Origin of the sequence: Ruegeria sp. HKCCD6604, assembly GCF_013110635.1 — a bacterium.
Taxonomy (GTDB): domain Bacteria; phylum Pseudomonadota; class Alphaproteobacteria; order Rhodobacterales; family Rhodobacteraceae; genus Ruegeria.
Map to the genome: position 1 here is coordinate 26,149 of NZ_WVQW01000015.1, position 20,573 is coordinate 46,721.

The 20,573-nt window shown below is 53.6% G+C and carries 20 protein-coding genes; 6 read left to right on the top strand and 14 right to left on the bottom strand.

Going from position 1 to position 20,573, the window contains the following annotated elements:
* Position 1 precedes the first annotated feature (1 nt).
* The 8 genes from GS614_RS20960 to GS614_RS20995 all read right to left on the bottom strand — a co-directional run bounded on the left by GS614_RS20960 (position 2) and on the right by GS614_RS20995 (position 7,599).
* Complete coding sequence (locus GS614_RS20960; protein WP_171117841.1) at positions 2-1,570, bottom strand: Ppx/GppA phosphatase family protein; 1,569 nt, start codon at positions 1,568-1,570, stop codon at positions 2-4.
* Positions 1,571-1,627: 57 nt separating this feature from the next.
* Positions 1,628-1,921, bottom strand: coding sequence for a hypothetical protein (locus tag GS614_RS20965; RefSeq protein WP_171363785.1), 294 nt, complete (start codon positions 1,919-1,921; stop codon positions 1,628-1,630).
* A 136-nt stretch (positions 1,922-2,057) separates the two neighbouring features.
* Entirely contained in the window at positions 2,058-2,318 is a 261-nt protein-coding gene (locus GS614_RS20970; RefSeq protein WP_171727243.1) for a DUF2934 domain-containing protein, read from the bottom strand.
* 293 nt (positions 2,319-2,611) lie between these two features.
* Positions 2,612-3,307 (bottom strand): IS6 family transposase, encoded by a 696-nt coding sequence (locus GS614_RS20975; RefSeq protein WP_171727244.1) that lies wholly within the window; start codon positions 3,305-3,307, stop codon positions 2,612-2,614.
* A gap of 155 nt (positions 3,308-3,462) precedes the next feature.
* Positions 3,463-4,440 (bottom strand): 2-dehydropantoate 2-reductase, encoded by a 978-nt coding sequence (locus GS614_RS20980; RefSeq protein ID WP_171727245.1) that lies wholly within the window; start codon positions 4,438-4,440, stop codon positions 3,463-3,465.
* A gap of 4 nt (positions 4,441-4,444) precedes the next feature.
* Complete coding sequence (locus GS614_RS20985; protein ID WP_171727246.1) at positions 4,445-5,980, bottom strand: acyl--CoA ligase; 1,536 nt, start codon at positions 5,978-5,980, stop codon at positions 4,445-4,447.
* A gap of 60 nt (positions 5,981-6,040) precedes the next feature.
* The gene (locus GS614_RS20990) at positions 6,041-6,724 is read right to left on the bottom strand and encodes a fumarylacetoacetate hydrolase family protein (protein WP_171117828.1); all 684 of its coding nucleotides are present in this window, start codon (positions 6,722-6,724) and stop codon (positions 6,041-6,043) included.
* A gap of 194 nt (positions 6,725-6,918) precedes the next feature.
* On the bottom strand, positions 6,919-7,599 hold the full coding sequence (locus GS614_RS20995; RefSeq protein ID WP_171117826.1) for a FadR/GntR family transcriptional regulator: 681 nt from the start codon (positions 7,597-7,599) through the stop codon (positions 6,919-6,921).
* Positions 7,600-7,740: 141 nt separating this feature from the next.
* On the opposite strand from GS614_RS20995, the gene GS614_RS21000 reads away from it, so the two are divergent.
* From GS614_RS21000 to GS614_RS21020, 5 genes are read left to right on the top strand one after another with little or no spacing between them, the layout of a single operon-like run.
* Complete coding sequence (locus GS614_RS21000) at positions 7,741-8,655, top strand: fumarylacetoacetate hydrolase family protein (protein ID WP_171117824.1); 915 nt, start codon at positions 7,741-7,743, stop codon at positions 8,653-8,655.
* Between the two features lie 58 nt (positions 8,656-8,713).
* Entirely contained in the window at positions 8,714-9,742 is a 1,029-nt protein-coding gene (locus GS614_RS21005) for an ABC transporter substrate-binding protein (RefSeq protein ID WP_171117822.1), read from the top strand.
* Positions 9,739-10,548: an ABC transporter ATP-binding protein gene (locus tag GS614_RS21010; RefSeq protein WP_171207047.1), complete on the top strand. Its 810-nt coding sequence runs from the start codon at positions 9,739-9,741 to the stop codon at positions 10,546-10,548. The genes GS614_RS21005 and GS614_RS21010 overlap by 4 nt, the downstream gene beginning before the upstream one ends.
* Positions 10,545-11,417: an ABC transporter permease gene (locus GS614_RS21015; RefSeq protein ID WP_170512646.1), complete on the top strand. Its 873-nt coding sequence runs from the start codon at positions 10,545-10,547 to the stop codon at positions 11,415-11,417. Before GS614_RS21010 ends, GS614_RS21015 begins: the two co-directional genes overlap by 4 nt.
* Complete coding sequence (locus tag GS614_RS21020; RefSeq protein ID WP_171727247.1) at positions 11,407-12,483, top strand: Ldh family oxidoreductase; 1,077 nt, start codon at positions 11,407-11,409, stop codon at positions 12,481-12,483. Before GS614_RS21015 ends, GS614_RS21020 begins: the two co-directional genes overlap by 11 nt.
* 42 nt (positions 12,484-12,525) lie before the next feature.
* On the opposite strand, the gene GS614_RS21025 is transcribed toward GS614_RS21020, so the two are convergent.
* Together GS614_RS21025 and GS614_RS21030 are read right to left on the bottom strand one after the other, a co-directional pair.
* Positions 12,526-13,200 (bottom strand): GntR family transcriptional regulator, encoded by a 675-nt coding sequence (locus GS614_RS21025; RefSeq protein WP_171666121.1) that lies wholly within the window; start codon positions 13,198-13,200, stop codon positions 12,526-12,528.
* A gap of 9 nt (positions 13,201-13,209) precedes the next feature.
* The gene (locus GS614_RS21030) at positions 13,210-16,086 is read right to left on the bottom strand and encodes an FAD-binding and (Fe-S)-binding domain-containing protein (RefSeq protein ID WP_171727248.1); all 2,877 of its coding nucleotides are present in this window, start codon (positions 16,084-16,086) and stop codon (positions 13,210-13,212) included.
* 133 nt (positions 16,087-16,219) lie between these two features.
* Here GS614_RS21030 and GS614_RS21035 point away from each other — a divergent pair, with 133 nt between their 5' ends.
* Positions 16,220-17,383 (top strand): alanine--glyoxylate aminotransferase family protein, encoded by a 1,164-nt coding sequence (locus tag GS614_RS21035; RefSeq protein WP_216601240.1) that lies wholly within the window; start codon positions 16,220-16,222, stop codon positions 17,381-17,383.
* On the opposite strand, the gene GS614_RS21040 is transcribed toward GS614_RS21035, so the two are convergent.
* The 4 genes from GS614_RS21040 to GS614_RS21055 are packed head-to-tail and all read right to left on the bottom strand — an operon-like array spanning position 17,370 to position 20,565.
* A complete protein-coding gene (locus tag GS614_RS21040) occupies positions 17,370-18,437 on the bottom strand; it encodes a cytochrome-c peroxidase (RefSeq protein WP_216601237.1) in 1,068 nt (355 codons plus the stop codon). The genes GS614_RS21035 and GS614_RS21040 overlap by 14 nt on opposite strands.
* A 59-nt stretch (positions 18,438-18,496) precedes the next feature.
* Positions 18,497-18,874 (bottom strand): hypothetical protein, encoded by a 378-nt coding sequence (locus GS614_RS21045; RefSeq protein ID WP_216601238.1) that lies wholly within the window; start codon positions 18,872-18,874, stop codon positions 18,497-18,499.
* Positions 18,871-19,677: an amidohydrolase family protein gene (locus GS614_RS21050; RefSeq protein ID WP_171727250.1), complete on the bottom strand. Its 807-nt coding sequence runs from the start codon at positions 19,675-19,677 to the stop codon at positions 18,871-18,873. Before GS614_RS21050 ends, GS614_RS21045 begins: the two co-directional genes overlap by 4 nt.
* A gap of 21 nt (positions 19,678-19,698) precedes the next feature.
* Positions 19,699-20,565, bottom strand: coding sequence for a dioxygenase (locus GS614_RS21055; RefSeq protein WP_171117807.1), 867 nt, complete (start codon positions 20,563-20,565; stop codon positions 19,699-19,701).
* Between the last annotated feature and the right edge of the window lie 8 nt (positions 20,566-20,573).

Genomic DNA, 20,573 nt, shown 5'->3' on the forward strand with positions numbered 1-20,573 from the left:
CTCAAGGGCTGGAGTCCGCCTGACCGCCCTCCTGCGTTTCGATTGATGCATCCAGACCGAAAACCTTCGCCAGCTTCGCCATACGGGCCTTTACGGCATCACTGTCGGGCACTTCCGAGGACTCTTCGATGACCAGGCGAAGGACATCCGGGTCCACAATGATCTTGGCGTGTTCGAGGATCTTCGGCACGCTTGCTGAAAACCGATGACCCAAAAGCAAAGCGCCTCCAAGAAATTCTGCTTTCCTCACGGCATTGGATGTCAATGTATCCGTCGCCCTGGTGTCCAGTTTCGCTGGTTTGCCCCCGTAGCGCGCCATGACGGCAGTGGCTAGAAATGCCCGTTCCGGGTGGGTTATTCCGATAAACGGAAATTGCAGGATGCGCAAAAAGCTCTCGGCGGCGCGTACTTTCTGGTGATCGCGCCAAGCGATATCGGTTAGCGCGCATACCGCCAGCCGAACGCGACGGTTATTTGGAATCTCGGCAGGGAAGAGGTTATCCGTCCACCGTGCCAACGCTTCGGAGAAGTCGGGAACACGGGCGTCGGGAAGGCCAGTGGCCAATGCCCCTTCGATCAATGGATCACGATACTGCTCTTCCTCATCCAATTGTGCGTACAACCACCCTTCCCGAAGGCCGAGCGCAGAAAAGATAACTTTGTCGGATTTCAACCTTCGAAGTGCCCGCCACATCACCAGTGCCGAAGCCGACAAAGTCTCGACGCGCCGGCTTGGCACATCCGGAAGTTTCGCTATTTCTTCAGGTGACATTCGTGAGATCGATTTGGCTAAGTCCGAGACCTCTTCTGCAGGAAGTTCATAGGCGTGTACGACGCTGATCGGCCAGTCGTTCATCGCCATATGAATTCGCGCCAGAGCCCGCCAACCGCCACCGACTGCATAAAATGTCGAGTCCGTCAGCACAGGCGGCAAACCGTCTTTCAGAATGGCGTCGACGCGTTTTCTTGCTTCCTTGTAGCTCTGTCCCATCATTGCTCGGACCGGCAATGCGCCTAAGGGCATGCTTACTTTGCGCTCTCCCACGCGGTCGCCAAGAATTTCCGCGATTTCGAGACTTCCACCACCAATATCCCCAATCATTCCGCGCGGTTGAAAAAAACCGGATATCACGCCGAAGGCCGCGTAGGTTGCTTCTTCATCACCTGACAGTAGTTTTGGTTCAACACCTGTCAAATCCCGAATTTTTGCGACCAATTCCGACCCATTCTTGGCCTTTCGCATCGCTTCCGTTGCAAGTATGTCGACTCTGGTCACACCCATCGCTTCAGTGATTGCCTTGAAGCGCGTTATTGCATGCAAGGCACGGTCAATTGCTTCTTGTGTGAAATTACCGTCTTCATCCAGGCCTTCACCAAGTGCCGCCAGTGATTTCTCATTAAACCGGGGGAATGGCGCTCGACAAAGATCATCATAGACGACAAGCCGAATTGAATTGGAACCCACATCAATGACGGCGTAATGCTTTGATCGGCGCGCCAGAACTCTAGAGGTATCAATCTCTATTGTTCTAGGGTCGAAATGGGCTGCACCCGATGATCCGATTGACATAGTGGCGTTACTCCGCAGTCGATGGTCACGGAGATTATCACGTTCTTCAAGTCTACTTTAGGAAATTTTCTCGTACAGGGTAGCAAGTGACCGTTTGATGCATACGCTTTGTAATTCTTCCTTGGCTTTCGGCAGATGCACACCCGGAAATCTCAAATTACCACAGAATTTGGAAACGGAGCACTGGATGGTAATAGAAAACACCACGATCGAATTAGTCAGCAGCTCATCTTGAAGCAGCAATAGTCGTGACGGCCGTAGATTGATTTTCATCAAAACACCGGGTCTTGCCGCCGTCACGGGTTCCGAGCGTGCGTGCTCAGGTAGATTGCCGAACTTGAAAAGCTTCAAACAAGAGTGCTCCTCATCGGTCTACTAGCTTGTCAACTTCTTTGGGCAATTGAAGAGAGATAAATTAGGAAACCCCTAACAGCACCTCCTTTAGGGCTGAATACGTAGGCCGGTTCGACCTACGTATTATGTAAGATTACTGCGCACGAGACTTCTTCTGGGTAGTCGCGGTCGAGGACCTTTTTGCCGCCGCATTCTTTGATGCATTTTTTATTTTTGCACCACGTGGTTTGGCGGAAACCTGACGAGTTGTCCTTGCCTTAGGCAGAACTGCATTCAGCGCATCTTCGGCTTTTAACCAATGCTCCTGTTCGCGCCCTTCAGGCTGACCTTCGTCCAGCCAAAAAAGGTATGCTGCTTCACGGATTTTGGATTCTTCAATTTTCTGTTTCTTCACGATTGTCTCCAACGTAGTCGGTGGTAGAGCTCGAGATGTTAGCGCTAGCAATTTCAAGCAACATAGCACGTACACAATTGACTTACGTAAGGGAAGCCATAAGTTCTAACGTTTCGGAAAACCGTTAAAGTTGACGGCACTATTGCAGAGTTTTAGCTACTCCAAATTTTGCGACACACCTGATTCAGAGGTTCTGTCGCAAACTTTGTTCCCACCTATCAGGTCAAGCGTGGTTTTGGTGGTGCTGTCAGACAAATTCGAACCAGTCTCAGCTAGGCCAGTAAAGCTGCCCTTTATTCGGTACAAAGACCGCGCCACTCGGCAAGAGCGGCGGTGCGTGTCAGCTTGAAGGTATCTCTGCTGGCCAGCGATCTTTCCTGGTTGAAGTGGTTGTAGACCGAGGAATGGACGGCGGCGAACTTTTGCAAACTTCGCATTCGCCTGAAACGCTGCATCGGACTTTCGCGCCGTCGAAACGGCAGGTGCGAATTCTCAACGCGGTTGTTGAGCCACCTGCCCGTTCTTTGTTTTTCGAGTGCACCCAATTGTCTGAGCGCAGCCTTATAGGATGCGAATCGATCCGTGATAGTGTTTTCCGCTTTTCCGTGTCGCTTCATCAATTTCTTGAGGAATCTCAATGCGGCAGCTTTGTTTCGTCGTTTGGTGACGCCTGCTTCCAGCACTTCGCCCTCGTGATCAACAGCCCGCCAAAGATAATGCCGCTTGCCATTCACCTTCACGAAAAACTCATCCACGTGCCACTTCCATTTCGAGAATGCGCGCAGTTTCTGAACACGCTTCTGCCTGATCTCAGCAGCAAACATTGGGCCAAACCTATTCCACCAATATCGGACAGTTTCGTGACTCACGTCGATGCCTCGCTCGTGCAACAAGTCTTCAACATTCCGAAGCGAGAGCGGGAAACGGATGTACAGCATCACCGCCAGACGGATGATCTCGGGACTGGTTTTGAAATACTGGGGGATCATCGTTCCATGAGAAAAAGCTACGAAAGCTTCCTGCCCCGCTCAAGCAAAGCTCTTCTGACAAGACGCTTGAAAGAGACGCGTTTTGTAGCGCCGGATCGCTATTCAGCTCCCCGCCCGCCCAAAACTGATCTCTTCAGATGATCGCTGGCAGAAACTTAGTAGAGACCCGCGACCTTTGCCCTCAGTTTTATCAGTGATGCAACAGTGTCGATTGTGGGCGTTGCGATCCCGGTCAGTTGCCCCAATTCCTGCACCGAAGTGACCAGTGCGTCAATTTCCATTGGTCGGCTCAACTCCAAGTCCTGCCACATAGAGGTCTTGTGGGCGCCAACTGCTGCCCCGCCGTCAATACGTTTTTCAACATCTACCGGAAACCTGACCCCAAGTTTCTCAGCGATTTCCTGAGCCTCTAGCATCATTCCGCGCGCCACAGAGCGTGTGCCCGGATTGGTACATAATACATCAAGTGTTGAGTGGGTAAGAGCGGAAATAGGGTTGAAAGACAGATTACCCCATAGTTTCAGCCAAATTTCGTCCCGAATTCTTGGTCTCACGGGCGCACGCAACCCAGCGGCGGATAGTGCCACCGAAAACTTGGCAGCGCGGTCTGTTTTGGAACCATCAGGCTCGCCCAACGAAAAACGATTGCCTTCGACATGCTTGATAGTTCCCGGAGTAACGACTTCTGCGGCTGGGTAGACGACACATCCAAGAACCCGATCTGGCCCGAAACCGTTCCATTGCACGTTACCCGGGTCCAAAGACCGCAACCTCGTCCCTTCGTAGGGACCATCCAGTTTGTGGAAGTACCACCAAGGCACCCCGTTCACCCCACTTACTAGTGTTGTTTCGGCTCCAATCAGCGGCTGCATTGTGTCCACAACTGCTGGAACAGAGTGCGCTTTTAGTGTGATAAAGACATAATCTTGTGGGCCAAGATCGGCGGCATTGTCTGAGGCGCGTACTGGCACGTTGATCGGGTCCCGCCCATCCTCAAGGAGAGTCAGCCCTTTTTCTTGCATTGCAGCCAGATGTGGGCCACGTGCAACGACACTGACGTCGACGTCGGTCTGCGCGAGCTTCGCGGCCACGTAACCTCCGATAGCTCCGGCTCCAAAGATGCAAACTTTCATGTGTCTAAGCCTTTGCCAGTCCCAATTTAGCGGCCAGCCCGATCCTTTGTATCTTACCAGTCGCGCCTTTTGGAATCTCTTCGAGAATAACCACTGAAGTCGGCACCTTGAACTTTGCGAGCCGAGCGCCAACGAAATCCCGAACTTCCTGACCTGCAATCGCGGCTCCTTCTGAGAGCACCACCGCGGCCGCAATGTCTTCGCCAAGTTTTTCGTGCGGAACGGCAAAACAAACTGCCTGAGCAACGTCCGGGTGGCTCAGAAGCACGGCATCGACCTCAAGTGGGCTGATTTTTTCTCCACCGCGATTGATCAGCTCTTTGAGGCGTCCGGTCAGACGCAGATAATTCTCTTCGTCGAACGACCCCTGATCACCGGTGCGAAACCAGAGCTTTCCATCCGCTTCAAAGAAATTGTCTGCATTTGCCTGCGGGTTGCTCTCGTATCCCGGTGTCACGTTCGGACCGCTGATAACGATTTCTCCAACATCACGCGAAGCGATCAATACATTTTCCGTTTCGTCCGCAATTCTGACTTCGGGGCCTGCAGCTAATCCAACAGATCCGGACTTTTGCTTTTTCGGAGGAAGCGGGTTGCAACACATTTGGTGCGCGGCCTCTGTCATGCCGTAGGCTTCGATAACGGGTGCATCAAATGTTGCCACCAACTCTTCCATGACTGGTGCGGGCAAGGAAGCAGAAGAAGATCGAAGAAAGCGCAACCGCGATTGATCAATGATTGATTGGTTTCGTGCAGCTCGGGTCAGAATAGCCTGGTGCATCGTCGGAACCGCCGTGTACCAAGTCGGATCAACCTCAGCGACCTGTGAAAAAAAGCTAAGAGCGTTGAACCCAGGGGCGCAGCTAATTTGCGATCCGGCGCCTAAAGAAGCTGCGACTGCTGCGATCAGCCCATGGATATGGAACAGCGGCATGATGCTCAGACAACGATCATCGATTGTCAGTTTCAAAGATGAAGCCACATTTCTCGCGGACGCGTAGATATTAGCCTGCGTCAGCGGAACGATCTTGGGACGCGACGTTGTTCCTGACGTGTGGAGGATCAGGGCAACGTCATCTTCGCCCGGTGCGGATGTATCAGCCTCGCCAATCGGGTCACAGGATAAAATGGAAAACTGCCCAGCTGGATGTGAACTGTCGCAACACGCCCTCAGGATAGCGATGCCAAGGTCCCTCGCCGCCTTTACGGCAGGACCATTTTCGTTTTCGCTTGCAAGTAGAGCCTTGGCCTTCAAGTCTTTGAGGTAAAATACGTATTCTTCGTGAGTGTATGCAGGGTTTAAGGGCGCCGTCGTCGCCACTTGGGCAACGGATATGAATGCCGTCGCCATCTCTGGTCCGTTGGGCAACACAATTGCCACCCTGTCACCGCGCCCTACTCCGATCTGATGCAAATCCTCTTTGACCTTCGCGCAATGCTGGCGCAAACCAAGATAGCTCAACCAAGACCGGCCAGGGGCACCAATGGCATCTGCAGCGTCTGCGTGGTGTGCGATCAATTCAGCGACTAAATGGGGCATCTGTTATCCGTTTACAAAAGCGTCGGTTTCTTTCGCAAAGTAAGGTTGTCGCAGCAGGTCCTAAGTTACGCGTACATTCAGGCTGCCCAGCTTGTCGACGGCCAAGACCATAACATCCCCTCGGTTGACGGGACCAACACCAGAAGGTGTCCCTGAAAGGATAACGTCACCGGCCGCAAGCTCGAAGTAGTCGCTCAGGTACGAGATCATCTCGGGGACTTTCCAAATCATTTGGTTCAAGTCGCCTTCTTGCCGAACTTCACCATTCACCGTCAGAGTAATCGGACCTCTGTCGAGATGCCCGACCTTTGATGCCTTGTGAATTGGTCCGCATGGCGCCGAGCGCTCAAACGCTTTCCCAATTTCCCACGGGCGGCCCATCTTTTTCATCTGTCCTTGCAGATCGCGACGGGTCATATCAAGCGAAAGGCCGTACCCAAAGACATGATCCAATGCATCGTCCACCGAGATATTCGTGCCGCCGGACTTGAGCGCAACAAGCATTTCTGCTTCGTGGTGCACGTCGGAACTGTGTGGAGGGTACGGGAATTCCCCTGAAGGGTCCAAATTGTTCGGGTTCTTTTGAAAGAAAAATGGAGGTTCCCGGTTCGGGTCATGGCCCATTTCAATTGCATGCGCCGCGTAGTTTCGCCCAATGCAGTAGACACGCCGGACCGGGAACGTGCCGCCGCTCGCTACGGGTATGACATGCACCTGCGGCGCTGGAATTACATGATCTGACATCGCTTTCCTCCTGGACGTTTAACTGCCAAAGATCGGATTTCCAAACGGTCAGATACCTTCCGATCGATGCCACGCCACATTCAAACGGACGCGGCGGCTTACCAAGTCATCGCCAAAATTCAGGCTGTTTTGCAAGACCAACGGCCACAATCTGCCCCGACCATTTCCCGAATTGGTTGGGCGCCAGCGCCACTTCAGCTGTCGGACTGGATGCTCGTAGGCAGCACCCGCGAATAAACCGATTTCAGGTGATCCACCATGGCACTGGCCGCAAGCTCACAGTCGCCCTTTGCTATGGCAGACACGATCACATCATGTTCGCTAAAGCTGGAATAGTTTTCTGTGGGCTTTAAAGTTTCGCGTGGCTGCCCCCAAACAATCGATCTTCGAACTGAATTCAAAGTCTCAAAGAAGTATAAAAAGAGCTGGTTACGAGTGGAGCGAGCTATAGCGTAATGCAAATTATTGTCCCAAGCTTCGTACGTGCGCCAATCCTCTGCGGTACGACATTTGTCCGCGCAAAGCCTCATTTGCTCACGATCGGAACGTGTGGAATGGAGCGCTGCGAGGCGGCTAAGCTGCGGCTCGATCGTAAATCTAACGGATACAACCTGCTCAGGTTTAATTTGGTTGCCCAAATAAGTTACATCGGTGAGGTTGAGAACCGGCCTGGAACCAACAAATGTTCCCCGCCCCACATGACGCCAGATCAACCCCTGGGCCTCAAGCTCTGCCAACGCTCTTCGCAACTGATTGCGAGTTGTCCCGAGTTTTGAACACAGCTCACGTTCAGGTGGGAGCCTGTCGTTATGCCTGTAGCCGGCATTGTTAATCAGGTCGCGTACACTTTGCGCGAGTTCGGTTGGTGCGTTCATATCTCCACCCAATTTGGTGATTGGTTGATTGATTGAAACGCCAAGTCGGAAAAAACTCAAGGGCAAGACAAAAGCAAAAAACGAGTCGCTGGACGGTATCCGTGACCACAGCTTGACATCAGCACGAGGGAGGAGTGCCGAGTGCGGTTAGCAACTGTTTCCGTAGAAGGCCACGCCGTTTGCGTGGCAATACTAAACGATGGCAGCAAGTTGGACGTTTTGCGCGCAGCGCAAGTGCTTGGCAAAGCGCTGGACGCGGGTTCAATGCAGCAGCTGATCGCAGGCGGAGAAGATACGCTTGGCGTTTTGAATAGCCTCGTTTTATCGGCCGAAGTAGGTAATCTAAAGGACGCATTGGTCCCGGATGACGCGCCGTTTCTCGCGCCAATTCCTTCCCCGCGTAAGAACGTTTTCTGTGTGGGGCGCAATTACGCTGAACACATCGCCGAGGGCGAACGTGCACAAAACCAAAAAATTGGTGTAACAGAGCATCCGGTTTTCTTCACAAAACCGCCGACATCGATTGTGGCGCCAGAGGCAGACATTCTGATATTCCCCTCGGTCTCACAAGCCATTGACTATGAAGTTGAACTGGCAGTTGTGATTGGGAAACCGGGGCGAAATATAGCCAAGGCTGACGCATACGACCATGTATACGGCTATACTATCCTAAATGACATCACCGCACGCGACATTCAACGCCGACATGGTGGGCAGTATTTCAAAGGCAAAGGTTTAGATGGTTCTTGCCCATTGGGTCCCTGGATAGTGACTGCTGACGCGGTCAGCGATCCGCATTCATTGTCCATTGGAATAACAGTCAACGGAGAACAGCGCCAAAACGGCACTACGTCGGACATGATTTTCGACATTCCAACGCTGATCGCATCCCTATCAGAAGGCCTGACCCTGGAACCGGGCGACGTACTGGCGACCGGCACGCCGTCTGGCGTCGGATACGCAATGGACCCACCTCAGTTCCTAAAAGGCGGGGACACGGTGGTTTGTGAAATTTCAGAAATCGGCACGCTCAGGAATACCGTGCGCGCCGTGTAAGTGGCTCCTGCATCTCTGAAGCTGCTGGATGCCAACCATGCAAGGGAGGAAGACTAAAATGATGAACAGAAGGACTTTCACAGCGTCCTTGCTTTCGGCAGTTCCGGTAGCGGGAGCATTGGGAACAAAAGGTTTTGCGCAGGACTTGCGTAAGATCACTTTTGTGCAGCCGAGCCCATCGGCGATCAACTCATTTCCTGTTTTTGTCGCCATTGGAGAAGGTTACTTCGCGGACGAAGGTTTGGACGTGACCGTCGAGGCGATCAACGGTTCGGGAGCCGTGCTTCAGGCATTATCCGCCGGACAGGCGCACTTCGGTCGCCCAGGACCCGGCCCCTTGATTGCAGCACGCTCGCGTGATGTGGATGCCGTGCATATTTACAATGTTGCGGCGCGCAGCAACTTTGGCATCGCAGTGCCCGAAGACTCTGACATCCAAAACGTTGAAGAGTTGCGGGGCAAAGTTATCGGGACAGGTACAGCTGATGGCGCAGAAGTGGGCTTTGCGCGCAATGTGATGACCGGCGCAGGAATGAAAGAAGGTGAAGATTATACCTTCCTGACTGTCGGCGACGGTGGCCCTGCGACCGCGGCTTTTCTGAATGGCGAAATCGACGCGTATTCCGCGTCAACCGCTGACACGGCAATTCTGAACCAACGCGGAATGGCAGTGCGTGACATTACGCCTGCAGAATTCGGGCGTTTCTTCGGTAACGGCATCGCCACAATGGCCGACACAATCGCCAACGACCGCGAACTGGTCGAGGCCTGGAGCCGCGCTTTCGCTCGTGGTCATGCCTTTGCGCTGGATGATGCCAACCGCGAAGCTGTGTTGAAGCACCTGGCGGACGGCAATCCGCAGGAAGGCGAGGACAAGGAGTTCCAGTCAGCGCTGTTCGATGCCGTACGTTCGAAAACCATAGCAGCGGATCCAAGCAACGGTTTGGGATGGTACCCCGCCGAAGTTTGGCAGGAATGGCAAGACGCACTTGTTGCAGGTGGCGAAATTCCGGGACCGCTTGATGACTTGAGCGCTGCCTGGACCAATGAATTTGCCGCCATCGGCAACGAGGCCGCCAGCAAATGAACGCTGCAGCCGCAAAAGAGTTTTCCGGCGCGCCCTTGGGCACGCCGGTCTACGAATTGACCCATTTAAGCAAGACCTATGCACGCAATCTTGTTGTTGCGCTTGAGGACATTAATCTGACGTTACGGAAAGGAAGCTTCACTTCTGTAATTGGGTCCAGCGGGTGCGGGAAATCCACTCTGCTCAAGATCATGGCGGGTCTGATCCCTCCCACCAAAGGGCGTGTGATCCTACAGGGCCTGCCAGTCACCGGTCCCCGTCGAGATATTGGTATGATGTTTCAACAGGCGACACTATTTCCCTGGAAAACAGCGGTGGAAAACATCGTGTTGCCAATCGAGATCCGCGACGGAAAGGCAGCCGCCAAGCAAGCAATGGGCAAGGCTCACGAACTATTGGACATCGTGGGCTTGAAGGGTTTCGAAGACGTATACCCGAACGAATTGTCGGGCGGCATGGCTCAGCGCGCCTCAATCTGCCGTATGCTGATCACAGAACCAGCTGTACTTTTGTTAGACGAACCATTCAGCGCGCTGGACGAGCTGTCACGCGACATGATGAATATGGAACTGCAGCGGATTTGCAATGAACAGGATGCGACTGCTTTTCTTGTTACGCACTCTATTCAGGAAGCCGTTATTTTGTCCGACGAAATCGTCGTGTTGAAACCACGCCCGGGCAGGATTGCCGAAATTGTGAAGGTCGATCTGCCACGCCCACGCACGTTGGATATGATGACCACACCCAAGTTTGGCGCTATTGTAGACTACATTCGCGGCCTCCTGGATAAGGGAGAAGAAATGTGAGCGACGTTCATAACTACTCACCTGCCCTAAAAGACGCCGACACCGCAGAAGACACTGTATGGGAACAAAAAGTTCACTTTATCGACTCGGTCCCACGCTGGCTGGCGATGACCTTTGTCTTCGTGGTTTTCGTCGGCACTTGGCAAATTGTTACGAGCCTTAAGCTGGTTTCCCCAATCATTCTGCCTACACCGTTGGAAACCCTGAAAGATATGATCTTCGTGGGACAAAATCTATTGACTGGCGGCTACATGCTTGGGGCGCTGTGGATCACAATCAAAGAAGTTATCTATGGTTTTGCACTGGCAATCGCGATCGGATTTTCGCTGGGCGTATTGGTGGGGGAAACGGCATTTGGTGAAAAGGCAGTGATGCCTTACCTGGTGGCGATAGATACCATGCCAAAAGTGGCATTTGCCCCACTCTTTGTAGCGTGGTTGGGCTTTGGTATTGAATCGAAGGTGGCGCTTGCTGCCTTTATCGCGACATTTCCAATCGTGGTCGGTACTGCGGCTGGGCTTCACGCCGCCGATGAAAACGCGCGTATGCTTTTCAAGACGATGGGCGCAAGTCGGATGCAGACATTGTTCAAGATGAAACTGCCGACTGGCCTGCCGCAGATTTTTACCGGCCTCAAGATCGGAGCAGTCGGCGTTATGGCCGGTGCGATCACAGGAGAATTCCTAGGCGGTGGCAAGGGATTTGGCGAACTTATTCGGGTTGCCGCCTCGCAGCTCAACACGCCGCGCGTCTTCTCGTTAATCCTGTATCTCAGCCTTGTCGGTCTGGTCGTATTTGCGTCGGTGGTTTGGACACAGCGTAAATTGGTGTTCTGGCACAAGGAACAGGTGGGAAGAGATGACTTCTGAGCCTTTGAAAATTGACTGCCACACCCTGCGTGAATTTGTGGCGGCCGCACTCGAAACTCGAGGTGTGCCAAAATCAGATGCGGACAAGGTGGCCTCGACGATGGTTGAGGCCGACATTTATGGCTATGGCACGCACGGTGTTTTTCGCCTTCGACAGTACCTAGCCCGGCTGGCGGGAGGTGGCTCCAATCCTACGCCCAAAGTCACAGTAGTACATGAGACCGCTGCAACCGCTTTGATCGACGGAGATGACGGCCTCGGCCATCTGGCTATGACGGCGGCTCGGGATCTTGCAATTGAAAAGGCAAAAGAGGCCGGCATCGGATGGGTTGGTGTACGGCGCGGCAATCATGCTGGACCACTGGCACTTTATGTACGTCCACAAGCCGAGGCAGGGCTGCTTGGTATGGCCGCGGCAGTGGGCAGCGCGAACCACGTCCCGCCCTATGGCGGTAGCGACTTGCTTCTTGGTACCAATCCCATTGCTTTTTCCGCCCCCGTCGATGGTCCCGACCCGTTTGTGTTTGATATGGCGACGACAGTTGCCGCGATGGGCAAGATCAAGACCCTGTTGCAGCAAGGCGAACCTATGCCCGAAGGTTGGATGGTTGGGCGTGATGGCAATCCGTTAACGGACCCTGCCCGCAAATCAGAAGGGTTTCTTTTGCCGATCGGAGGTCCGAAGGGTTTCGGCCTTTCCGTGGCCATAGGGTTGATGGCCGGAGTCTTGAACGGCGCTGCCTTCGGCTCTGACGTGGTCAACTTCACATCAGACACAACCTCATCCACAAACACAGGCCAATTCGTAATGGCGCTTGATCCGGCGGCCTTTGGAATGGAAAAAGACTTTGCTTCGAATGCAGCCCGCGTCTTCTCTGAAATGCGCGCATCCGACCCCCTGCCCGGTCATGACCCGGTACGCCTGCCCGGAGACGGAAAAACGGCCGCAGCTGAGGCCCGTCGCAAAGACGGTGTAAGCCTCAACCCCGCTCTTTGCCGAGACCTCAACAATCTTGCCCTGGACTGTGGACTGACTCCCCCGTTTCCTGATGTTAACACTGACTAGCGGCATATCTTTGGGAAGCCGGTATGCACTTTTGACCAGGGTTTAGCGAGGCGTCACTTCTGGCTTCAGCGCTTTCACAAGCGCCGAAAGTTTGTTCATCATGTGAAGTTTCATAGCCTTACCAAGCCCATCTGCATCTCGGGCCTTGAGCAACTCCATCATGGTTTCATGTTCGTCAATTGCCTGAGCCCAACGCTCGTCCGACAAGTTGGCCATAAAACGTGCACGGCGGACCCGCGCGGCCAAAAGCTTGTGGTGGTTTCCCAGTATGTCGTTTCGCGCGCCCTTTATAAGTGCCTGATGGATGTCTTGATTGGCTTTAAAGTACGCCTGCCGATCACGCGCCTCGTACGCGCTCAGCATATCCTCGTGGCTACTTTCAATCCGTTGAATTTCCGCAACGTCCATTTGCTGACACGCTAGTTCCCCCGCCAGTTGCTCAAGCGCTGCGAGCACTGGAAACGTTTTTTCCAATTCTTCCCTCGTAACACTCGCGACACGGGCACCCCGGTTGGCTTGAAGCACCACAAAGCCTTCGGATGCAAGAACCTTTAGGGCCTCTCGCAATGGTGTCCGGGAAACACCCAATGAGTCGCAAAGCTGTTTCTCGGGCACTTTCTCACCCGGTTTCAAAACGTCTTCGACGACAAGATTGCGCAAGCGTTCGACCAACTCTTCATGAAGGGTCGGGCGATTAATGCTATCCGTCAGGTTCATATCCACATCCTAATATTCAAGGACCATATCCAGCAGGCGCGCGACGTGCATTGCTTGGCGCTGCGTACCTTCGGCGATTTGGTGGCGGCATGATGTTCCATCGGCCACAACAATTGCATCCGCAGGCGCCGCCTCCAAAGCTGGAAACAGGTCGAGTTCCGCCATCTTGATCGAGACATCAATAGTGCCGGGCGCGTATCCAAATGCCCCTGCCATACCACAGCAACTGCTTTCAAGCATATGAACCTGTGATGCGGGAATACGCTTAAGTAAGTTAACCATCGGTGTGACGGCATCGTGCGCTTTCTGGTGGCAATGACCATGCACATAGATGGGGCGATCTATCGCTTTGAGAGGCAGTTCCGGCTGTTTGGCCAGAAATTCCTCAAAGGTATGAGTGGCATTGGACAGCAACTCCGCATCCTGCCCCGGACAAAGAGCCAAATATTCGTCCCGGAAAGTGAGGATAGAAGAAGGTTCGAGACCGACTACCGGTATGCCCTGTGCAACCGCTTCTCGCGTCGCGTCAATCACGCGCTGTGCCTCTTGACGCGCTTCTTCCAAGCAACCCACAGCCAACAGAGTACGCCCGCAATCCAGCGGCCTTCCTGTTTGGTCATCTCTTGCTATGGCAACCCGAAGCCCTAGCGCACGCAGAACCCGGACAGCGGCGCGCAGATTGTCTGGCTCGAAATATCGGTTGAACACATCGGCAAATAGAAGCACCTGCGGATCTGTGTCTTGGGCCTCGACATCCCGGAACGGGTCAGAGGACCACACCGGCAGGTCACGTCGCGCCGAAATTCCAGCCGGTTTTTCCAGTAGTTTGCGCAAAGGGCCAATTTTATTCCGGGCATTCAAAAGCCACGCAACTTTAGCTGCTTTAGGTGCATATCTGGGCAGATAAGCTATTAATTTGTCTGCCAATGTCAGCCCGTCTTTTTTACGCTTCGCTGAAAGCACTTCGATCTTCATGCGGGCCATATCGACGCCAGTCGGGCATTCACGCGCACAAGCCTTGCAAGACACGCAGTATTCCATCGTGTCCTGCATTGCGTCCGAAGTTAAACCGCCCGGCAACTGTCCGCTAATCGCAAAACGCAACGTGTTTGCCCGCCCACGTGTGGCATCACGTTCGTTACGGGTCGCACGGAAGGAGGGACACATAACCCCGCCCTTGAGCTTGCGACATGCCCCGTTGTTATTGCACATCTCGACGGCGCCCTGAAATCCTCCTCCGGCACCCGGCCAAGCAGACCAGTCCAGCGCCGTTTCGAATTGCCGAACTGAGTAGTCCGGGCTGTAGCGGAATAGGCGGCGATCATCCATGGCCGGCGCATGTACGATCTTGCCGGGGTTCATTAGCCCGTAGGGGTCAAACCGGGCCTTAACCTGTTCAAACGCAGAAACGATACGCGGGCCGAACATCTTTTTATGAAACTCTGATCGCACGATCCCATCACCGTGTTCGCCTGAATGAGACCCTTTGTATCTCTTGACTAGATCAAAGGTCTCTTCGGCAATCGCCCTCATTGTCCGGACGTCTTTATCCTGCCGCATGTTCAGGACAGGACGAACATGGAGACAGCCGACTGAGGCATGCGCGTACCATGTCCCTTTTGTGCCGTGCCGGGTAAAAATTTCCGTCAGGCCAGCGGTATAATCGGCGAGATCAGGCAACGGGACGGCGCAATCTTCCACAAAAGAGATCGGCTTGCCGGCCTCCTTCATCGACATCATAACGTTCAACCCGGATTTTCGGTATTCGGCGATCGAGTTTTGCAGTTTGGTATCAGTAACTGATACAATCCCGCCCCAACGGTTTTCAGTCCCGCTGAAATCAAACCCGAGATCTCCCATCAGTTGCGATAGCTCGACCAGCTTTGCAGCATTGGCGTCAGCGCTACCCTCAGCAAATTCCACTAACAACAACGCTTCAGGGCTGCCTTCTACAAACGCCTCAATCGTACTGCGGAACAGCGGGATTTCACGCCCCAATTCGATCATGGTGTCGTCGATCAACTCTACCGCCTGCGGTCTGAGCGTTACGAGGTGCTGCGTAGCCTCCATTGCCGCACGGAATGTCGGGAAATGACATACGCCGGTAACTTTTTCGCCCGGCAATTGCGCCAGTTTCAGCTCCAATTCCGTGAAATAGGCCAGCGTGCCTTCTGATCCCACCAGCAAATGGGACATGTTGACATCGTTACCTACGAGCGCGTCGATGTTGTATCCGCCTACACGGCGCTGAACTTTGGGAAACCGGGCATCAATTTCCGAAGCCTCGCGACGCCCCAGAGCACGCATGTCTTCAACAAGATCCGCATACTCGCCAGATGCCGCCGTATCGGCGCTGAACCGTGCTTCCATGCCGTTACTGAGGATTGCACTTATTGCTCGGACGTTGTCGCGCATGATCCCGTAGCGCAGAGACTTTCCACCCGACGAATTGTTGGCCGCCATCCCTCCCAAAGTGCATCGAGACGCGGTTGAAGGATCAACAGGAAACCACAGACCATGCGGCTTCAATGCTTGATTCAGTTGATCCAGAACGACACCCGGTTGAACGCGGGCGATGCAGTTCTCAACGTCCACGTCCAGAATGCGATTAAAGTGCCTGGTGTTGTCCAGAACAACGCTTTGATTGACCGTTTGCCCACATTGCGATGTACCGCCGCCGCGCGGAAGAACAGAGCTTCCTTCGTCGCGCGCAACAGTCATCACAGCCTGAATATCTTCTGTGGATCGGGGAACCACCACGGCCTTCGGTACCATCTGATAGATCGAAGCGTCGGTCGAATACCGTGCACGCGATGCCGCATCAGCCATCACCTCACCCTGTACATCAGACAGCAGTCGGCGGTGCAACGATTCATGTTCAAGCATCGAGTCGCCCTCCCTTCCCAGCTAGCCAACTAGAGGCTTCACTTCTCCGTTGACTGAATAATGAATTCATAATTACATTTTTCCAATAGGTAATCACGCCACTTTCATGACACCAACGGAAGGATCAGTTCAGATGCGCCAGGCGGGCAGACATTTTTTGCAAATCCCAGGGCCAAGTGCTGTGCCGGAACGCATCCTGAAGGCCATAAGCATGCAGACCATCGACCACCGGGGGCCAGATTTTGCAGAAATAGGCCACAAGGCCCTCGCTGGGATGAAAACGATTTTCAAGACAGAACAAAACGTCTTTATCTATCCTTCATCCGGTACAGGCGCGTGGGAAGCTGCGCTTGTGAACACAGTGTCGTCGGGCGGAAAAGTTCTTATGTACGAAACAGGACATTTCGCATTCATGTGGAGTAACTTGGCTGGAAAAATTGGGTTGCTACCAGAGTTGATTGAAGGGGACTGGCGTGGCGGTGCGGACCCCAATCAGATCGAAGACCGCTTGCGCGCAGACAGTCAGCACGAGATCAAGGCGGTATGCGTCGTCCACAATGAAACTTCTACAGGGTCTGTCTCGCCTATCGAGGACGTGCGCAGGGCTATGGACGCAGCGAAACACCCTGCACTTCTAATGGTCGACTCAATCTCCGGCCTTGCATCGATCGATTTCAGGTTTGATGACTGGGGCGTAGATGTTTGCGTCTCAGGTTCGCAAAAGGGACTGATGCTACCACCCGGTTTGAGCTTCAATGCTGTAAGTGATCGTGCGTTGGAGAATTCAAAAACCGTGACAACACCACGCAGCTATTGGGATTGGCAGGATATGGTCGGGCCAAACCAGAAAGGGTTTTTCCCTTACACCCCCGGAACCAATCTTCTTTACGGATTAATTGAGGCCATCGACATGCTGCATGAAGAAGGGCTGGACAACGTATTTGCTCGGCATTCGCGCCACGGAACCGCGACACGGGCTGCCGTGCAGGCATGGGGTCTCGAGGTTCTGTGTGCTCGCCAAGGTCAGGAATCGGGAGTCCTGACCGCTGTCAAAGTGCCGGAAGGGCATTCCGCCGACGCCTTCCGTGCGACTGCGCTGAAGCACTACGACATTTCACTTGGAAACGGCCTGTCCAAAGTGGCCGACAAGGTTTTCCGCATAGGTCACTTGGGCGATTTCAACGACCTTATGTTGATGGCCACACTCTCAGGCGTAGAAATGGGGCTCGACAAGAGCGGCGTGCCTCATAACGCAGGCGGCACGCAGGCTGCGTTGGAGCATCTCAAGGCTGCGTGACGCTGGACAGAGACTCTAAAAACGCCACAAGATCCGCGATCTCCCGTTCCGTCAAATTCAGTTCGGAAAGTATCGACTCACCATCGGCGTGAAGCCTTTCCTTATCTAATTCGCTGTAGTGTCTTATCACAGCATCCAAGTCGATCAAACTACCGTCATGCATGTAAGGGGCAGTATCAGCCACACCCCGCAGACTGGGCGTCCGAAAGGTTCCAAAGTCAGAATGGCTCCTGCGTACTTTTCGCACCACCCAAGCACCTTGCTTTTCCGAATCGTCGTTCCAGTTTCCGCCCAGTGTGTAAGGGCTTGACAGCAAAAAGTTCAGTCCTCCGAACCGCCCTTCGTCGACTTCGGTTTCGCTCAGAAAATACGGAACGCCGGCGTCATGAAACTCATTGTTGGAAAACCTCGGGCCGTTGTGGCAAAACACGCAATTCCCGCGCCCTAAAAACAGCTGAAGACCTCGCTGGGCTGCTTCGGGGTAGTACGCAGCCGCTGGAAAATCTCGACGCTCTAAGGCATCGCGAAAATCGTCAAACTGCGTCCGGTCGGTCACCAAAGTCTCCAAGTAAGCCGAAAGAGCTTTTGCAGTATTCACCAGAACAAGCTCTGGGCCTTGATCTTGGATGACACCAAAAATTGCTTCAAAGTCATCAGTGTAGGCACTCTCCGAGATGGCTGTCTTTAGGCTTGCGTTGGTATGCGCCATCTCTTCAGCTTCGATGATTGGATGCAAACTGGCCGCCCAAAGGTTATCGCTTTTGCCACCCCACCCATACCAGCGGAGTCCGGCCAGGTTCCGCAGTGATGGAGTGTTTCGATCTAACAATACACGGCCGAGCGTCCGCTCCTCTGGAGTTGTAAATGCCTGTTCCGGATCATGACAACTTGCGCAAGAAAATGCACCGTCGACGGACAACACCGGATCGTTGAATAAGGCCTCTCCAAGCGCGATCGCTCTGGCATTGTTCGAAACTCTATTGCTTGGGTCCGAATGGAAGGATGGTGGCCAAGGCCCAAAGGAAAGCGCTTGTTCAATTTCGTCTGCAGACAACAAGACCTCTGCACGCACTGCACCTGTCAGGGCTATTAGCGCAGCTGTAAACCACAGCTTCATTTCAGCGTAATTTCTGACGTATAGAAAATTGATTGGCCATTGATGTCGACACCAACCTGCAGCTCCCACAAACCCGGCATGTGAAACAGCATATCATCAACACGGAACGCTCCGCCGCCCAATGCGCTAACTTTGGGGGTATAGTTCATACCGTGTCGATGAGCGGGCATGATTGCATCCACACGCATTTGGCCCACGGCAGTTTCACTACAAATAGAAACCAGTACGGAAAACGGTTGAGCCAACGGAATTTCATCGACGGAAAGATAAACCTCGGGTGCGTTTTGAACTTCCGAAATCATACGTTGCCCAATTACATCACAAGCAAAAGCCGTGCTGGACCAAATCATAAAACAGACGGCGCAACGGATCATTTTGATGTCAGCAAACGTTCTGCGTTGGCATACGCGATGTTGTCTGCGATCCGATCCGGCAGCAGATCCAACCATTCACGCGAAAAATCGGCATGAGGTCCTACGTAATACCAACGTTCCGGGGCAAATGTATCCGTACCAACCATGAAACGATCCGGATGGGCTTCGAAAGCCTCCTTCCAATCGGGGTCAATTCTGCCTCGTGAAGCCATGTCTGAACGAAACGCCAGGTCGGCCCAAAGCCTGGGATACGTGTCCAGCGCGTCAACAACGCTCGCTGGATCATCAAAGCCAGAGTGCGCCCACAATACCCGAGCTTCAGGCCAGGTTTCGAAGATCAGGTCCACTGCCTCTCGATCGCCGTGGTGGTGTAGAATGAGGTTCCGCTCTTTCGCCAGTGCAATCATGCGCTGGATGACCGGCGTTGTGATGTCGTCACCGTAAGCGTGAAACTCGCCGATGGCTTCGTAGTCGTTCTTGGCCAGGTTTTCTTCCAAATAGTCAATTACAGTTTCATCGTGCATCCATGTGTTGATTTCACCGCGACGACGGTACGGGCGCAGTGCTGGAACGACGATGTCCGGTGCCGCGGCTAACAAAAGCTGAGTGCCATTGTCATTCGAGCTGGAAACCAGGGCTTTACGCACGCCCGCATCCCGAAGGATATTAGCCACCTGTTCGGGAGGAACCAGTTTGACGGCATCGTGGCTGTAATGAATATGCGCGTCAAAGATCGGGCGCTCTTCTGCGATAGCACTACTGCAAATCAGCGCGGCACCTAATATGAAGATTTGTTTCAGCACCTCAAGCCTCCTCAATATCGTTCAGACTTTGGCAAGCTTCACATCGAACTTCACGTGCAAGAATGGTTCAGTGATCTTACCAGAAAGCTCCATGCCATCAGGAAATTCTGAAACTGGCCTTTCAACATAGGTCATCACCAGATCATCCCGAACACCAAACACTGTATCCTGATCCAAATAAGGATCGTCGTCGGGGAAAATCTCAGTGACCAAAGAACGGTAGCCAGGAGCTTTGACGATATAGTGCAGGTGCGAAGGTCGCCAGGGATGGCGGCCGCAGGCGCGCAGGATATCCCCGACAGGCCCATCTGACGGTACCGTGTATTCAACTGGCTTGACGGTCGTGAATGCATACTTACCGTCGTCACCAGTAGTCATCAGGCCGTGAAAAGAATAGGTGTCCTGTTCTTCGTCTTGGCTTGCATACATTCCATTCGGCGCGGTTTGCCAGATATCCAGCTCTGCACCGGAAATCGGATTACCATCGGTGTCCCGGATCACGCCTTCAGCAAGCAGCACAGGTCCACCGTAGTGGCGCTTCATATCCCCGCCGAATGGCAGAGGGGGCGCGCCAGAGACATGGAAAGGGCCAAGTACGGACGAACTTGTTGCATCAGAACTTGAATGCAACATGTCCACCAATGACGACAGGCCCAGCACATCCGAGGCGAGCACGAACTCATGCCTGTCCTCTGATTCCACGGCAGCGCATCCCTCCAGAAACGCAATCCCGGCGCGCCATTCGTCATGTGTCAAGTTGGTTTCCCGCGCGAAGTCATGGAGGTGTTTGACCAGAGACCCTATGATTTCTCTCATCCGCGGATCGGTGTCTTTGGACAGGTATCCCATGAACACGTCGGTGATATTGTCTTTGGTAACAGAGCGCATCTGCGCCT

Bases quoted from the DNA above. Each gene is read 5' to 3' on its own strand.
- GS614_RS20960 (WP_171117841.1), bottom strand. From the start codon at position 1,570: ATGTCAATCGGATCATCGGGTGCAGCCCATTTCGACCCTAGAACAATA.
- GS614_RS20975 (WP_171727244.1), bottom strand. From the start codon at position 3,307: ATGATCCCCCAGTATTTCAAAACCAGTCCCGAGATCATCCGTCTGGCG.
- GS614_RS20980 (WP_171727245.1), bottom strand. From the start codon at position 4,440: ATGAAAGTTTGCATCTTTGGAGCCGGAGCTATCGGAGGTTACGTGGCC.
- GS614_RS20985 (WP_171727246.1), bottom strand. From the start codon at position 5,980: ATGCCCCATTTAGTCGCTGAATTGATCGCACACCACGCAGACGCTGCA.
- GS614_RS20990 (WP_171117828.1), bottom strand. From the start codon at position 6,724: ATGTCAGATCATGTAATTCCAGCGCCGCAGGTGCATGTCATACCCGTA.
- GS614_RS20995 (WP_171117826.1), bottom strand. From the start codon at position 7,599: ATGAACGCACCAACCGAACTCGCGCAAAGTGTACGCGACCTGATTAAC.
- GS614_RS21005 (WP_171117822.1), top strand. From the start codon at position 8,714: ATGATGAACAGAAGGACTTTCACAGCGTCCTTGCTTTCGGCAGTTCCG.
- GS614_RS21010 (WP_171207047.1), top strand. From the start codon at position 9,739: ATGAACGCTGCAGCCGCAAAAGAGTTTTCCGGCGCGCCCTTGGGCACG.
- GS614_RS21020 (WP_171727247.1), top strand. From the start codon at position 11,407: ATGACTTCTGAGCCTTTGAAAATTGACTGCCACACCCTGCGTGAATTT.
- GS614_RS21025 (WP_171666121.1), bottom strand. From the start codon at position 13,200: ATGAACCTGACGGATAGCATTAATCGCCCGACCCTTCATGAAGAGTTG.
- GS614_RS21030 (WP_171727248.1), bottom strand. From the start codon at position 16,086: ATGCTTGAACATGAATCGTTGCACCGCCGACTGCTGTCTGATGTACAG.
- GS614_RS21035 (WP_216601240.1), top strand. From the start codon at position 16,220: ATGCGCCAGGCGGGCAGACATTTTTTGCAAATCCCAGGGCCAAGTGCT.
- GS614_RS21045 (WP_216601238.1), bottom strand. From the start codon at position 18,874: ATGATCCGTTGCGCCGTCTGTTTTATGATTTGGTCCAGCACGGCTTTT.
- GS614_RS21055 (WP_171117807.1), bottom strand. From the start codon at position 20,565: ATGCGCTCTGTTACCAAAGACAATATCACCGACGTGTTCATGGGATAC.